Source organism: Nonomuraea sp. NPDC026600 (assembly GCF_040638335.1).
GTDB lineage: Bacteria > Actinomycetota > Actinomycetes > Streptosporangiales > Streptosporangiaceae > Nonomuraea.
This window is the reverse complement of record NZ_JBEZYD010000002.1, coordinates 295,436-309,948: the sequence shown is the minus strand read 5'-3', so window position 1 is coordinate 309,948 and position 14,513 is coordinate 295,436. Positions and strand designations below refer to the sequence as shown.

11 protein-coding genes and 1 riboswitch are annotated in these 14,513 nt (G+C 74.1%); of the genes, 7 read left to right on the top strand and 4 right to left on the bottom strand.

Annotated elements, in window-relative coordinates:
• The first annotated feature begins 35 nt into the window (after positions 1-35).
• The 4 genes from AB0F17_RS05085 to AB0F17_RS05070 are packed head-to-tail and all read left to right on the top strand — an operon-like array spanning position 36 to position 4,687.
• A complete protein-coding gene (locus tag AB0F17_RS05085) occupies positions 36-536 on the top strand; it encodes a histidine phosphatase family protein (protein ID WP_358016453.1) in 501 nt (166 codons plus the stop codon).
• Complete coding sequence (locus AB0F17_RS05080) at positions 533-2,653, top strand: magnesium chelatase subunit D family protein (protein WP_358016450.1); 2,121 nt, start codon at positions 533-535, stop codon at positions 2,651-2,653. The genes AB0F17_RS05085 and AB0F17_RS05080 overlap by 4 nt, the downstream gene beginning before the upstream one ends.
• A gap of 1 nt (position 2,654) precedes the next feature.
• Entirely contained in the window at positions 2,655-3,257 is a 603-nt protein-coding gene (cobO, locus tag AB0F17_RS05075; RefSeq protein ID WP_358016447.1) for a cob(I)yrinic acid a,c-diamide adenosyltransferase, read from the top strand.
• Positions 3,251-4,687, top strand: a complete 1,437-nt coding sequence (locus AB0F17_RS05070) for a cobyrinate a,c-diamide synthase (protein ID WP_358016444.1) — start codon at positions 3,251-3,253, stop codon at positions 4,685-4,687. The genes cobO and AB0F17_RS05070 overlap by 7 nt, the downstream gene beginning before the upstream one ends.
• Here the strand turns inward: AB0F17_RS05070 and cobN are convergent.
• On the bottom strand, positions 4,642-8,259 hold the full coding sequence (gene cobN / locus AB0F17_RS05065; protein WP_358016441.1) for a cobaltochelatase subunit CobN: 3,618 nt from the start codon (positions 8,257-8,259) through the stop codon (positions 4,642-4,644). The two genes, AB0F17_RS05070 and cobN, sit on opposite strands and share 46 nt — an antisense overlap.
• A gap of 30 nt (positions 8,260-8,289) precedes the next feature.
• A riboswitch (cobalamin riboswitch) is annotated at positions 8,290-8,497 on the bottom strand.
• 13 nt (positions 8,498-8,510) lie between these two features.
• Here cobN and cobG point away from each other — a divergent pair.
• From cobG to AB0F17_RS05050, 3 genes are read left to right on the top strand one after another with little or no spacing between them, the layout of a single operon-like run.
• On the top strand, positions 8,511-9,698 hold the full coding sequence (gene cobG / locus AB0F17_RS05060; RefSeq protein WP_358016438.1) for a precorrin-3B synthase: 1,188 nt from the start codon (positions 8,511-8,513) through the stop codon (positions 9,696-9,698).
• The gene (locus tag AB0F17_RS05055; protein WP_358016435.1) at positions 9,695-10,315 is read left to right on the top strand and encodes a precorrin-8X methylmutase; all 621 of its coding nucleotides are present in this window, start codon (positions 9,695-9,697) and stop codon (positions 10,313-10,315) included. Before cobG ends, AB0F17_RS05055 begins: the two co-directional genes overlap by 4 nt.
• 5 nt (positions 10,316-10,320) lie before the next feature.
• Entirely contained in the window at positions 10,321-11,799 is a 1,479-nt protein-coding gene (locus tag AB0F17_RS05050; protein WP_358016433.1) for a precorrin-2 C(20)-methyltransferase, read from the top strand.
• Here AB0F17_RS05050 and AB0F17_RS05045 read toward each other — a convergent pair.
• From AB0F17_RS05045 to cbiE, 3 genes are read right to left on the bottom strand one after another with little or no spacing between them, the layout of a single operon-like run.
• Positions 11,790-12,521, bottom strand: coding sequence for a cobalt-precorrin-6A reductase (locus AB0F17_RS05045; RefSeq protein WP_358016430.1), 732 nt, complete (start codon positions 12,519-12,521; stop codon positions 11,790-11,792). The two genes, AB0F17_RS05050 and AB0F17_RS05045, sit on opposite strands and share 10 nt — an antisense overlap.
• On the bottom strand, positions 12,506-13,261 hold the full coding sequence (gene cobM, locus AB0F17_RS05040; RefSeq protein WP_358016427.1) for a precorrin-4 C(11)-methyltransferase: 756 nt from the start codon (positions 13,259-13,261) through the stop codon (positions 12,506-12,508). Before cobM ends, AB0F17_RS05045 begins: the two co-directional genes overlap by 16 nt.
• A 31-nt stretch (positions 13,262-13,292) precedes the next feature.
• Positions 13,293-14,501: a precorrin-6y C5,15-methyltransferase (decarboxylating) subunit CbiE gene (gene cbiE / locus AB0F17_RS05035; protein ID WP_358016424.1), complete on the bottom strand. Its 1,209-nt coding sequence runs from the start codon at positions 14,499-14,501 to the stop codon at positions 13,293-13,295.
• Between the last annotated feature and the right edge of the window lie 12 nt (positions 14,502-14,513).

The following is a 14,513-nucleotide window of genomic DNA, read 5'->3' as shown; positions in this document are numbered from 1 at the left end:
CCGGCACACCGGGAACACGGTCGGCCTGCTTCCCCATGGACGAGAACGCCGACCCGTCGAGCCTGGCCAGAGCTACGGCCCTGGCCAGGGCCAGGTCCTGGACGGGTCGCGCGCTGGTGGCCCCGGCCAGGGCCGCCGGCCAGACCGCCGTCGCCATGGGACTGCTGCCGTCGGTGGTCCAGGCTCTCGCGGAGGCCGACCACGGCAGTTGGAGCGGCGTGCCGTACGCGAAGGTCGCGGAGGCCGAGCCGGACGCCCTGGCGAGCTGGCTCGCCGACCCGCACGCCGCGCCCCACGGCGGGGAGAGCCTGGCCGCGCTGGCGGCACGCGTCGCGGCCTGGCTCGACGCGGAACACCGGTCCCCCGCCATCGTGGTCTGCGACGTGGGGGTGATCAGGGCCGCCCTCGGCCACGCGCTCGGGCTGAGCCCACTGGCCGCCAACCGCTTCGACCTGGCGCCGCTGTCCACCACTGAACTGTCCAGCGCGCGCGGCGGCTGGCGCGTCGCGCATGTCAACCGGAAGGCCACCCTTTGATCGTCACCTACCCGTTCAGTGCCGTCGTCGGGCTCGCGGACCTGAAGCTGGCGCTGGTGCTCAACGCCGTCTCACCGCGCGTGGGCGGCGTGCTCGTACGCGGCGAGAAGGGCACCGCCAAGTCCACCATCGTCCGCGCGCTGGCCGCCCAGCTCCCGCCCGTGGACGTCGTGGCGGGCTGCCGCTTCGCCTGCGATCCCGCCGCGCCGGGCGACGAGTGCCCCGACGGGCCGCACGAGCCGGGCGAGCAGTGGCTACGCCGCCCCGCCTCGCTGGTGGAGCTGCCCGTCGGCGCCTCCGAGGACCGGCTGGCCGGCTCGCTGGACGTGGAGCGGGCACTGACCGAGGGCGTGAAGGCGTTCGAGCCCGGCCTGCTGGCCGCCGCCCACCGCGGCGTGCTGTACGTGGACGAGGTGAACCTGCTCCACGACCATCTGGTGGACCTGCTGCTGGACGCGGCCGCCCTCGGGATCTGCTACGTCGAGCGCGAGTCGGTGTCGGTACGGCACGCGGCCCGGTTCCTCCTGGTCGGCACCATGAACCCGGAGGAGGGCGAGCTACGGCCGCAACTCCTCGACCGGTTCGGCCTGACGGTGGAGGTGAAGGCGTCACGCGACCCCGGCGAACGGGCCGAGGTGGTACGGCGGCGCCTGGCCTTCGACGCCGATCCCGGCGCCTTCGCCGCCCGGTGGACGGCGGAGGAGTCGGCCCTGGCCGACCGGATCGCGCGGGCCAGGGCCAGGGTGCCCGAGGTGCGGCTGCCCGACGCCCGGCTCACGCAGATCGCCACGGTGTGCGCCGCGTTCGAGGTGGACGGGCTCCGCGCCGACCTGGTCACGGCCAACGCCGCCATCGCGCACGCCGCATGGCAGGGCAGGGACGTCGTGACGACCGAGGACGTACGTGCCGCCGCCCGCCTGTCGCTTCCGCACCGGCGGCGGCGTGACCCGTTCGACGCGCCCGGGCTGGACGAGTCGCTGCTGGAGGACCTGCTGGCCCGGACGGGAGAGGACGAACGCCCCGACGGCCCGGACGATCCCGGAGGCGCCGACCGCCCTGGCGATCCCGGAGACTCCGACGATCCCGATGGTGCCGGTGGTCCCGGCGATCCTGCGGCCTCCGGCCCTGACCGGCCGGACGGCGGTTCTGGAGACGCCGGGCCCGGCGACCGCGAGGGGAGCCCGGCGGGTTCACGCCCCCAGGAGGCGGCGGGCTCGCGCCGGGACGATCCGGCGGACTCGACCATGGAACGGCAGGGAGGCCCCGGCCAGGGCGAACCCGAGGCTCCGGCGACCTCAGCGGCGACGCCGGGAGGCGGCCAGGTGGCGGTGGTCGCGGAGCCGTACCGGGTGCCGCTGTTGAAGGTGCCGGGGCTGGGCGAGGGCGCGGCGGGACGGCGGTCGCGGGCGCGGACGTCGCGGGGCCGCGCCACCGGCTCGCGGCCGCCTGCCGGGCGGGTCCGTGACCTCCACCTGCCGGCGACCATGCTGGCCGCGGCGCCGTACCAGAAGGAACGCGGGCGAACGGGACCCGGCCTGCTGCTCCGCGAGGGCGACCTGCGCGAGGTCGTGCGGGAGGGCAGGGAGGGCAACCTCGTGCTGTTCGTGGTGGACGCGAGCGGCTCGATGGCCGCCCGCAAGCGGATGACCGCGGTCAAGACCGCCGTGCTGAGCCTGCTGCTCGACGCCTACCAGCGGCGGGACAAGATCGGCCTGGTCACCTTCAGGGGCGCCACCGCCGAGCTGGCGCTGCCGCCGACCTCGTCGGTCGAGGCGGGCGCCGCCAGGCTCCGCGCGCTGCCCACCGGGGGCCGCACCCCGCTGGCGGCCGGACTGGCGCGCGCGGCGGAAGTACTGCGTGTCGAACGATTGCGCGACCCCGCGCGGCGCCCGCTGCTGGTGGTGGTCACCGACGGCCGCGCCACCTCGGGCGGGGACGTGGATCGGGCCGCGGCCCTGCTCGGCGGCACGGCGAGCGTGGTCGTCGACTGCGAGAGCGGCCCGGTCCGGCTCGGTCTGGCCGTCAAGCTGGCGCTCCGGCTGCGGGCGCCGGTCATCTCGCTCGACTCGCTGTCCGACCTCGGCTCGGTCGTACGTGACTACAGGAAGGCGGTCTGACATGCCGCAGGGCAGGCCCGAGGTCGTCCCGGACGACGGCCTCACCACGCGGCAACGCCGCACCAGGCCGTTGCTGATGGTCCACACCGGCCCCGGCAAGGGGAAGTCGACGGCGGCCTTCGGGATGGCGTTGCGGGCCTGGAACCAGGGCTGGCCGATCGGCGTGTTCCAGTTCGTGAAGTCGGCCAAGTGGCGCATCGGCGAGGAACGGGCGCTCACCGTACTCGGCGCCACCGGCGAGGGCGGCCCGGTGACCTGGCACAAGATGGGCGAGGGCTGGTCGTGGATCCAGCGGCCCGGCACGGAGGAGGACCACGCCGCCGACGCACGCGAGGGCTGGGCGCAGATCAAACGCGATCTGGCCGCCGAGACCTACCGCTTCTACGTGCTGGACGAGTTCACCTACCCGCTGAAGTGGGGCTGGCTCGACCTGGACGACGTACTGGAGACGCTCACCACCAGACCGGGCAGCCAGCACGTGGTGATCACCGGCAGGGACGCGCCCGAACGTCTGCTGGAGGCGGCCGATCTGGTGACCGAGATGGGCAAGGTACGCCATCCCATGGACGCCGGGCAGAAGGGGCAGAAGGGCATCGAGTGGTAGTCCCGCGCCTGGTCATCGCGGCGCCCTCGTCGGGCAGCGGCAAGACGACGGTGGCGACCGGCCTGATGGCGGCGCTGCGGGCCCGCGGGCTGGCGGTCTCGCCGCACAAGGTGGGGCCCGACTACATCGACCCCGGCTACCACGCGCTCGCCACCGGCCGGCCAGGGCGCAACCTCGACCCGTGGCTGACCGGCGAGGAACGCGTGGTGCCGCTGTTCGCGCACGGGGCAGCGGGGTGCGACATCGCGGTGGTGGAAGGCGTGATGGGCCTGTTCGACGGCAAGGGAGAGACGGACTTCGCCTCGACCGCGCACGTCGCCCGCCTCCTGGGCGCGCCGGTGGTGCTGGTCGTGGACGCGGCCAGGCAGAGCAGGTCCGTGGCCGCCGTCGTCCATGGTTTCGCCACGTTCGACCCGCGGGTACACGTGGGCGGAGTGGTGCTCAACCGCGTCGGGTCCGACAGGCACGAGGAACTGTGCCGGGCCGCACTGGCTGAGGCGGGAGTACGGGTGCTGGGCGCGATCCGCCGCGACGACGCCGTCTCCACACCCTCCCGGCATCTCGGGCTGGTGCCCGCGGCGGAGCGAGCGGCCGAGGCGGTGGCCACGGTGGACCGGCTCAGCGCGCTGGTGACCCGCTCGTGCGACCTCGAAGCCCTGGTACGTCTGGCCCGCTCGGCGCCTCCGCTGACCGTCACCCCCTGGGATCCGGCCGTGGCGATCGGGGAGGTGGCGGGCCGTGGCCCGGAGCGGGCCGTGGTGGCGGTGGCGGGCGGGGCGGCGTTCACGTTCGGCTATGCCGAGCACGTGGAGCTGCTGCGGGCTGCCGGGGCCGAGGTGGCCGTGTTCGACCCGCTCCGCGACGAGGCCCTGCCCGCCGGGACGGGCGCGGTGGTCATCGGCGGCGGGTTCCCCGAGATGTACGCCGCGGAGTTGTCCGCCAACGAGCCGCTGCGCAGGCAGGTGGCGGCCTTCGACGGCCCCATCGCGGCGGAGTGCGCCGGGCTGCTGTACCTGTGCCGGGAGCTGGACGGGCAGCCGATGTGCGGACGCGTGCCCGGCGTCGCCCGGATGAGCGACCGGCTCACACTGGGCTACCGGGACGCGGTGGCCGTCCGCCGATCGCTGCTGACCGAGCCGGGCGAGCGGTTCAGCGGACACGAGTTCCACCGGACCGTGGTGGAACGGGCCGTGGTGGAACGGACCGCGGTCGAACAGGCCGTGGTCGAACGGGCCGTGGTCGAACGGGCCGTAGTGGAACCGGCCGCAGTCGAACCGGTCGGCGAACCGCTCTTCCGCTGGGCAGGCGGCGCCGACGGGTTCGGTGACCCCCTGCTCACCGCCTCCTACCTGCACCTGCACTGGGCCGGCAGCCCGGCGTCGGCTCAGCGGCTGGTGTCGTCCTCCAGGTCGCCCTCGGTCTTGAGGTAGACCTCCCGCAGCCCGTCCATGATCTCCGGGTCCGGGTGCGCCCACATGCCCCGCTCGGCGGCCTCCAGCAGGCGTTCCGCGATGCCGTGCAGCGCCCACGGGTTCGACTTCGCCATGAACGCCTGGTTCACCGGATCGAGCACATAGGTTTCCGTCAGCTTGTCGTACATCCAGTCGGCCAGCACACCCGTCGTGGCGTCGTAGCCGAACAGGTAGTCCACGGTCGCGGCCAGCTCGAACGCGCCCTTGTAGCCGTGCCGCCGCATCGCGGCCAGCCACTGCGGGTTGACCACCCTGGCGCGGAAGATCCGCGAGGTCTCCTCCGACAGCGTCCGGGTGCGTACGGCGTCGGGGCGGGTGCTGTCGCCGACGTAGGCGGCCGGCGCCTTCCCGGTGAGCGCGCGGACCGTGGCGACCATGCCACCGTGGTACTGGAAGTAGTCGTCGGAGTCGGCTATGTCGTGCTCGCGGGTGTCGACGTTCTTGGCCGCCACGGCGATCCTGCGATAGGCGCTCTCCATGTCGGGCCGGGCGGCGACGCCGTCGAGGTCACGGCCGTAGGCGAAGCCGCCCCAGACCGCGTACACCTCGGCCAGGTCCGCGTCGTCGCGCCAGTTGCCGCTGTCGATCAGCGGCAGCAGACCGGCCCCGTAGGCGCCGGGCGCGGAGCCGAAGATCCGCATCGTGGCTCTGCGCTCGTCGCCGTGCGCCTCGGTGTCGGCGGCCACGTGGGCGCGCACGTAGTTGTCCTCGGCGGGTTCGTCCAGCCCGGCGGCCAGCCGTACGGCGTCGTCGAGCATGCTCACCACGTGCGGGAAGGCGTCTCGGAAGAAGCCGCTGATGCGGACGGTCACGTCGATTCTGGGACGGCCCAGGTCGGCGAGCGGGATCGGCGTCAGTGTGGTCACCCGGCGGGAGGCCTCATCCCATTCGGGGCGGACGCCGAGCAGGGCCAGCACCTCGGCCACGTCGTCGCCGGCCGTACGCATGGCGCTGGTGCCCCAGACGGACAGGCCGACCGAGCGCGGCCACTCGCCGGTGTCGGCGCGGTAGCGCTCCAGCAGCGAATCGGCCATGGCCTGGCCCGTCTCCCAGGCGAGCCTGCTGGGCACCGCGCGCGGGTCGACGGAGTAGAAGTTGCGGCCCGTCGGCAGGACGTTGATGAGCCCGCGCAGCGGTGAGCCGCTCGGCCCGGCCGGGACATACCCGCCGTCGAGGGCGTGCAGGAGGTGGTCGAGCTCGTCGGTGGTACGGGCCAGCCGGGGAACGACCTCAGTGGCGGCGAAGGTGAGGATCCGCGTCACAAGATCCAGACGGTCGGCCTGCGCCGGATCAGCCGTGGTGAGGATCGTGCGGGCGACCTCCGCCGCCGCGTCCGGTGCCCAGTCCTGTTCCTCCATCGCCTGTACCAGGGCTCGGGCGGTCGCCTCGGCGGCGTCCACGCTGGTCAGGCTCGCCGTGCCGTCCTCGGCCAGGCCGAGCGCCTCGCGCAACCCCGGCAGGGTCTCCCGGCCCGCCCACATCTGCCTGGCCCGCAGCATCGCGAGCACCAGGTCCACCCGGACCTGCCCCTCGGGCGCCTGGCCGAGCACGTGCAGGCCGTCACGGATCTGCGCGTCCTTCACCTCGCAGAGCCAGCCGTCCACATGCAGGATGAAGTCGTCGAACTCGGTGTCGTGCGGCCGGTCGGCCAACCCCAGATCGTGGTCCAGCCGGGCGGCCTGGATGAGCGTCCAGATCTGCGCCCTGATCGCGGGCAGCTTGGCCGGGTCCATCGCCGCGATCGAGGCGTGTTCGTCGAGGAGCTGTTCCAGCCGGGCGATGTCGCCGTACGTCTCGGCACGGGCCATCGGCGGCACCATGTGGTCCACCAGCACCGCGTGCGCCCGCCGCTTGGCCTGCGTACCCTCGCCCGGGTCGTTCACCAGGAACGGGTAGACCAGCGGCAGATCGCCCAGCGCCGCGTCCGTGGCGCACGAGGCGGACATGCCGGCCGACTTGCCCGGCAGCCACTCCAGGTTGCCGTGCTTGCCCACGTGCACCATCGCGTGCGCGCCGAACTCCTTCGACAGCCAGCGGTAGGCGGCCAGGTAGTGGTGGCTCGGCGGCAGATCGGGGTCGTGGTAGATGGCGATCGGGTTCTCGCCGAATCCGCGCGGCGGTTGCACCATCACCACCACGTTGCCCGCCCGCAGCGCGGCCAGCACGATGTCGCCCTCGTGCACGAACAGCGCGCCCGGCGGCGGGCCCCAATGGCGTTCCATGTCCGCGCGCAGGTCGCCGGGGAGCGTGGCGTACCACTGCCCGTAAGACTCCGCGGAGATGCGCACGGGGTTGCCCGCGAGATGCTCCTCGGTCAGCCAGTCCTGGTCCTGGCCGCCCGCGGCGATCAGCGCGTGGATCAGCGCGTCACCGTCCTGCTCGGCCACGCCGGGAAAGCCGTCGCCCAGGTCGTAGCCGGCCTCGGCGAGTCTGGCGAGCAGCCTCACCGTGCTGGCGGGGGTGTCCAGGCCGACCGCGTTGCCGACTCTGGAGTGCTTGGTCGGGTAGGCCGACAGCATCACGACCAGGTGACGCTCGGCGGGCGGGGTGTGCCTGAGCAGGCCGTGCCGTACGGCGAGACCGGCGACCCGGGCGGCCCGCTCGGCGTCGGCGACGTAGACCGTCAGCCCGTCCTCGTCGATCTCCTTGAACGAGAACGGCACCGTGATGATCCGGCCGTCGAACTCGGGGATCGCCACCTGGGAGGCGGCGTCGAGCGGGGAGAGACCGTCGTCGTTCTCCGCCCACGCCTGCCTGCTGGTCGTCAGGCAGAGCCCCTGCAGGATCGGCACGTCCAGCTCGGCCAGCGCGCCCACGTCCCACGCCTCGTCGTCGCCGCCGGCGCCCGCGGTGGCCGGGCGGGAGCCGCCCGCGGCCAGTACGGTCACCACCAGCGCGTCGGCGGTGCGCAGGATGTCGAGCAGGCCGGCCTCCGCGGTGCGGAGGGAGGAGCAGAAGACAGGCAGCGCCCGACCGCCCGCGTCCTCGACGGCCTGGCACAGGGTCTCGACGAACGCGGTGTTGCCCGCCACATGATGCGCCCGGTAGTAGAGCACGCCGATCACCGGCCCGCTCTCCCCCCGCGCGACGCGCTCCAGGCGGCCCCAGGTGGGCGTGGGCTCGGGCCGGGCGAACCCGCGGCCGGTCAGCAGAACGGTGTCGGACAGGAAGGCGTGCATCTCGGTGAGGTTGGCGGGCCCACCGTGCGCCAGGTACGCGTGCGCCTCCGCGCAGACGCCGCCGCTGACCGTGGACAGCTCCATCAGCTCGGCGTCGGGGGCCTGCTCGCCGCCGAGCACCACCACCGGGCGTGGTCCGGCCAGCAGGTGGTCAAGCCCTTCGGCCCAGGCCCGGCGCCCGCCCAGCAGTCGTACCACGACCAGGTCGACGCCCTCCAGCAGGGCGGGCAGGTCATCGGCCGCCAGCCTGGCGGGGTTGCCCAGGCGGTAGGCGGCACCGCCGGCACGAGCGCTCAGCAGGTCGGTGTCGGAAGTCGAGAGCAGCAGGACGGTATGGCTGTCGCCGAGCACGGCGCAATCCTCCCTCGGGGTCCTCGCCCCGGTCGTGGGTGTCACGACGGCAGGAGTCTCCTGGCTCCCGGATCAGCGCTCACCCCGGCCTTCCCATCCGTTGCCGGACAGTGGCCTTCGTGGGGTTCGCTCCCCGGTCACAGTGGCGGGACCGCGCCGGTTTCGCACCGGCTTCCTCCCATTGCTATCGCCTCCCGATCAGACCACGGCAGGGGCAACCACCGCAAGAAACTGGCGTTACCATCCTCTTCGTGTCCATAGCCGACTTTTCCGGACGTGTGCGCCCCGACGCCTGTCCGGGGGCGCTACAGGTGCACGAGGCCGCCGACGGCCCGCTCGCCCGGGTCCGCCTGCCCGGCGGCGCGGTGTCGGCCGCCCAGCTTCGCGAGCTGGCCGCCTGCGCCACCGACCTGGGCTCAGGGGTGATCGAGCTGACCTCCCGGGCGAACGTCCAGGTGCGCGGCCTGCGTTCGGCCACCGCCTTCGCCGAGCGGATCGCCGCCGCCGGGTTGCTGCCGTCGGCCGCGCACGAGCGGGTGCGCAACATCGTCGCCTCACCCCTGAGCGGACGCGGACCGGCGGGCCTGCTCGACACGCAGCCGCTGGTGGAGGCGCTGGACCGGGCGCTGTGCGCATGTCCCCGTCTGGCCGGGCTGCCGGGTCGGTTCCTGTTCGCGCTGGACGACGGGAGCGGCGACGTGGTGGGGCTCGGCGCGGATGTCACGTTCGCGGCCTGCGCGGGGGGCACCGCCCGGCTGCTGCTGGCGGGCAGCGACGCCGGACTCTCCGTACGTGGGGAGACGGCGGTGTCCTACATGATCGCCGCAGCCGAGGCGTTCCTCGACGAACGGGAGACCACCCCTGCGCGCGATGACGAGGCCCAGCGTGACCGCACCGCGTGGCGGATCGGGGAGTTGGCGGACGGCGCCGCCAGAATCGCCGCCCGGCTGGGCGGCGTCGCAATCGACGGCCCGCCATCCGCCCAGGAGGCACGGCGCGCGGGGCTCGCCGAGCAGCGGGACGGCCACGTGACGCTGGAGGCGGTGGTCCCGCTCGGCCGGTTGACCGCCGTCCAGGCCCGCGCAATCGCCACCGCCGAGCCCGGCGTCGCCGTGCGGCTGACGCCGTGGCGGACCGTGGTGTTCCTCGACCTGTCCCGCGCCGACGCCGGCCGCGTGGCGCGGCTGCTCGACGTGGCCGGGCTGGTGACCGATCCGGCGTCCCCCTGGGTGGGCGTGACCGCGTGCACCGGCCGCCCCGGCTGCGCCAAATCGCTGGCCGATGTGCGGGAAGACGCGCGGCGCTGGGTGGCGGGCCGCGATGGTCCCATGGCCGTGCCCGTGCACTGGGCCGGCTGCGAGCGGCGCTGTGGGCTGCCCCGAGGGCCGGTCGTTCAGATGGTCGCCACAGCCGACGGATACCAGGAAAGGCAGCAGTGACCGACTACATCCGAGACGGCGCCGAGATCTACCGACGGTCGTTCGCCACCATCCGCGCCGAGACGGACCTCACCGGGATCCCGCCCGAGGTGGCCCAGGTGGTGGTGCGGATGATCCACGCCTGCGGCATGACCGACCTGGTGAACGACGTGGACTGGTCACCGTCGGCCGTCACGCGGGCCCGTGCGGCGCTGCGCCACGGTGCTCCGGTGCTCTGCGACGCCATGATGGTCGCCTCCGGCGTGACCAGGCGCAGGCTGCCCGCGGGCAACGAGGTGCTGTGCACCCTCGGCGCTCCGGGCGTGGCCGAGCTGGCCGAACGGCTCGGCACCACCCGCAGCGCCGCGGCGCTCGAACTCTGGCGTGACCGGCTCGACGGCGCCGTGGTGGCCATCGGCAACGCGCCGACGGCCCTGTTCCGGCTGCTCGAACTGGTCGCGGAAGGAGCGGGCACACCCGCGGCGGTGCTCGGCATCCCTGTGGGTTTCATCGGCGCGGCCGAGTCCAAGCGGGCGCTGGCCGACAGCGGCCTCGAATACCTGGTGGTGCACGGCCGTCGCGGCGGCAGTGCGATGACGGCGGCGGCGGTCAACGCCATCGCGAGCGAAGCGGAGTGATCACGATGACCGGACGGCTGTACGGGGTGGGCCTCGGTCCCGGCGACCCGGAACTGGTCACGGTGAAGACGGCCAGGCTGATCGGCGAGGCCGAGGTGATCGCTTATCACGCCGCCAGGCACGGCCGCAGCATCGCCCGCTCCATCGCGCTGCCGTACATGAGGGAAGGGCAGATCGAGGAACTGCTGCTCTACCCGCTGACCACGGAGACCACCGACCATCCGGGCGGATACCAGGGCGCGCTCGACGACTTCTACGCCGACTGCGCCGCCAGGCTGGCCACGCATCTGGACGCGGGCAGGACCGTGGTCGTGCTGGCCGAGGGCGACCCGCTGTTCTACGGCTCCTACATGCACCTGCACAAGCGGCTCGCCCACCGCTACCCGACCGAGGTGGTGCCCGGCGTCACTTCGGTCAGCGCGGCTTCCGCCGTGCTGGGCCGCCCGCTGGTGGAACGCGACGAGGTGCTCACCGTGCTGCCCGGCACGCTGCCCGCCGAGGCGCTGGCCGAGCGGTTGCGCGCCACCGACTCGGCCGCGGTGCTCAAGCTGGGCAGGACGTTCGGGAAGGTACGCGACGCGCTGGCCGAGGCCGGGCGGCTGGACGACGCCTGGTACGTCGAGCGCGCCACCATGGGGGCCGAGCGAGTGGCGCCGCTCAAGGACGTGGACCCCAGTGACGTGCCGTACTTCTCGCTGGCCCTGCTCACCAGCCCGGCCGAACGGACCTTCGTCCCCACGCCCGCGCCGGCCGAGGTCGCCGGCGAGGTCACCGTGGTGGGGCTCGGCCCCGCCGGACGGCCGTGGTTGACGCCGGAAGCGCAGGAGGCACTGGCGGCGGCCACCGACCTGGTCGGGTACGGCCCGTACGTGGACCGGGTGGCGCCCAACCCGCGCCAGCGCCGCCACCGCACCGACAACCGGGTCGAGGCCGAGCGGGCCAGGCACGCGCTGGATCTGGCGCGCGAAGGGGCGCGGGTGGCGGTGGTCTCCTCCGGCGATCCCGGCGTGTTCGCGATGGCCAGCGCCGTGCTGGAGGCGGCGGCGGACTTCCCCGACGTGCCCGTACGCGTGGTGCCCGGGCTGACCGCCGCGCAGGCCGTGGCGAGCCGGGTGGGCGCGCCGCTGGGCCACGACTACTGCGTGCTGTCGCTGTCGGACCTGCTCAAGCCGTGGGAGGTGGTGGCCGAGCGGCTGGCCGCCGCGGCCCGGGCCGATCTGGTGCTGGCGCTGTACAACCCGGCCTCGCGCAGCCGTACCTGGCAGCTCGCCGCCGCCCGTGACGTGCTGCTGGAGCACCGCGACGCGGCCACCCCCGTGGTGGTCGGCCGCGACGTCGGCGGCGCGCACGAGAGCGTCACCGTCACCACGCTCGGCGAACTGGATCCCGCGCGCGTGGACATGCGCTGCCTGCTGATCGTCGGCTCCTCGACCACCCGCGTGACGAAGAGCGGAACCGTCTACACCCCGCGCCGCTACCCGTGAACCCACTCCACGGCCGCCGCCACGGTGTCCACCAGCCGGACACCCTCGGGCAGCGGCGGCCGGTTCACCATGATCACGGGTAGCCCGAGCCGCCGGGCCGCGGTGAGCTTGGCGGTGGTCAGCTGACCACCGCTGTCCTTGGTGACCAGCACGTCGAGGCGGTGTTCGCGGATGAGCGCGAGTTCGCCCTCGACCGTGTACGGCCCACGGTCGAGCAGCACGTACACGTTGGCGGGGACGGGCGGCTCAGGCGGATCGACCGACCTGGCCAGCAGCCACACCCCGGCGAGCCCGCTGAAGACCGGCAGGCTCCGGCGCCCAGTGGTGAGAAACACCCGCACAGGCTCGGTCAGGAGGTCGGCGGCGTCCCCCAGGGAGCCGACCCGCTGCCAGGCGTCGCCCGGCCCCTCCTGCCAGCCCGGCCGGCGCAGGACCAGCAGCGGCACACCCGTGCTCGCCGACGCGACGGCCGCCGAGGCGGTCATCCGCGCCGCGAACGGATGAGTGGCGTCCACCACCGCGTCGACTCCCTCGGCGACCAGCCAGGCGGCCAGCCCCTCAGGGCCGCCGAACCCGCCCTCGCGCACCTCGCCGACCGGCAGCCGCGGGTTGGTGACCCGCCCGGCCAGGGACGACACGACGCGCACGCCCGGGTCGGCGGCCAGCTCCGCGGCCAGCGCCCTGGCCTCGGCCGTGCCGCCGAGGATCAGGACCCGTCGCATGTTCTCGTCCGATCGGCGCTGTAGAGGTGGCTGTCGGGGAACTCCGACGCCGACAGCACCCGGCCCACGACGATGACCGCCGTACGCCGGATCCCGGCCGCCCTGACCTGGTCGGCGATGTCGGCCAGCGTCCCGCGCAGGATCACCTCGTCCGCCCTGCTGGCCCGCGCCACCACCGCGACCGGGCAGCCCGGCCCGTAGGACGGCTGCAACTCCGCGACCACCGCGTCGATCCGCTGTACGGCCAGGTGCAGCACCAGCGTCGCGCCGCTCGCCCCGAGCGTCGCCAGGTCCTCGCCGTCGGGCATCGGCGTGGCGCGCCCCGAGACGCGCGTCAGGATGACCGTCTGGCCGACCCCGGGCACGGTCAGCTCCCTGCCGAGCGAGGCCGCGGCCGCCGCGAACGCCGGCACCCCCGGGACCACCTCGTACGGCACGCCGAGCGCGTCCAGCCGCCGCATCTGCTCGGCCACGGCGCTGAAGACGGACGGGTCGCCGGAGTGCAGCCGCGCCACGTCCAGCCCGGCCCGGTGCGCGGTCACCAGTTCCGTGATGATCTCGTCGAGCGTCAGGTTCGCGGTGTCGACCAGCCTGGCCGACGGCGGGCAGGACTCCAGGAGTTCGCGGGGCACCAGCGAACCGGCGTACAGGCACACCGGCGAGGACTCCAGCCGCCGCACCCCGCGTAGCGTGATCAGGTCGGCGGCTCCGGGGCCGGCCCCGATGAAGTACACGGTCATGGCCTCGGACCCGCCCCGATGAAGTACCCGCTCATGGCATGTCCTTCCTGGTGATCGACCAGATGGTCACCGGCATCGCGGGCCGCCACCCGGTGAAGGCGCCGACGGGCGAGGCCCGCTGTACGGCCAGGCGCACCAGATCGCCGCCGAGCCGGCCGTACCACTCCCCGACGACGGCCTCGGACTGCAGGGTGACGGCGTTCACCACGAGCCTGCCGCCGGGGCGCAGCGCCGCCCAGCAGCGCTCCAGCAGCCCCGGCACGGTGGCGCCGCCACCGACGAACACCGCGTCCGGCGCGGGCAGTCCCTCCAGCGCCGCCGGAGCACTGCCGATGACGACCCGCAGCGCGGGCACCCCGAGGACGTCGGCGTTGCGCCGGATCGCGGCGGCCCGGTCGGCCCGGCTCTCGACCGCCACGGCCGCGCACGACGGGTGGCCGCGCAGCCACTCGATGGCGATGCTGCCCGCACCCGCTCCCACGTCCCACAGCAGCTCTCCGGGCAGGGGCGCGAGCCGCGACAGGCTGACCGCGCGGACCTCGCGCTTGGTGAGCTGCCCGTCATGCTCGTACGCCGTGTCGGGCAACCCGGGGACCAGCGCGAGCGGTTCGGCGTCCGGCCCCGCCACGCACTCGACGGCGATCACGTGCAGGCTGGACCGGGCGGCGGCCGTCCAGCTCTCGGCCGTCCCCGCCTGCGCGCACTCCGCCGCCGAGCCCAGGTCCGACAGCACGGTCATCGGGCTCGGGCCGTACCCGCGCTCCACGAGCAGCCCGGCCACCCGCGACGGGGTGTCGAGACCGGAGCCCAGCACGACGACCCGCAGTCCGGGCAGCACGGCGGCGTTCAGCGTCGCCAGGGAACGGCCCACCAGGCTGACCACCGTCACCTGTTCGGCGGGCCAGCCGAGCCGGGCGCACGCCAGTGACAGCGACGACAGATGCGGCAGCACCCGTACCCGGGCCGTGCCAAGGAGGCGCACCAGCGTGGAGCCGACGCCGTAGAACATGGGATCGCCGCTGGCCAGCACGCACACCTCCCGGCCCGCGTGGCTGTCCATCAGCGCGGGCAGCGCGGGCAGCATCGGTGACGGCCACGCGACTCGTTCGGCCGCTGAGGGAGGGATGAGGTCGAGCTGTCTGGGGCCGCCCATGAGCACCTCGGCCGCCTCCAGCGCCCGCCGCGAGTCGGGGGCCAGCCCGGCCCAGCCGTCCGCGCCGACTCCCACGACGGTGATCACATGTTCCCCAGC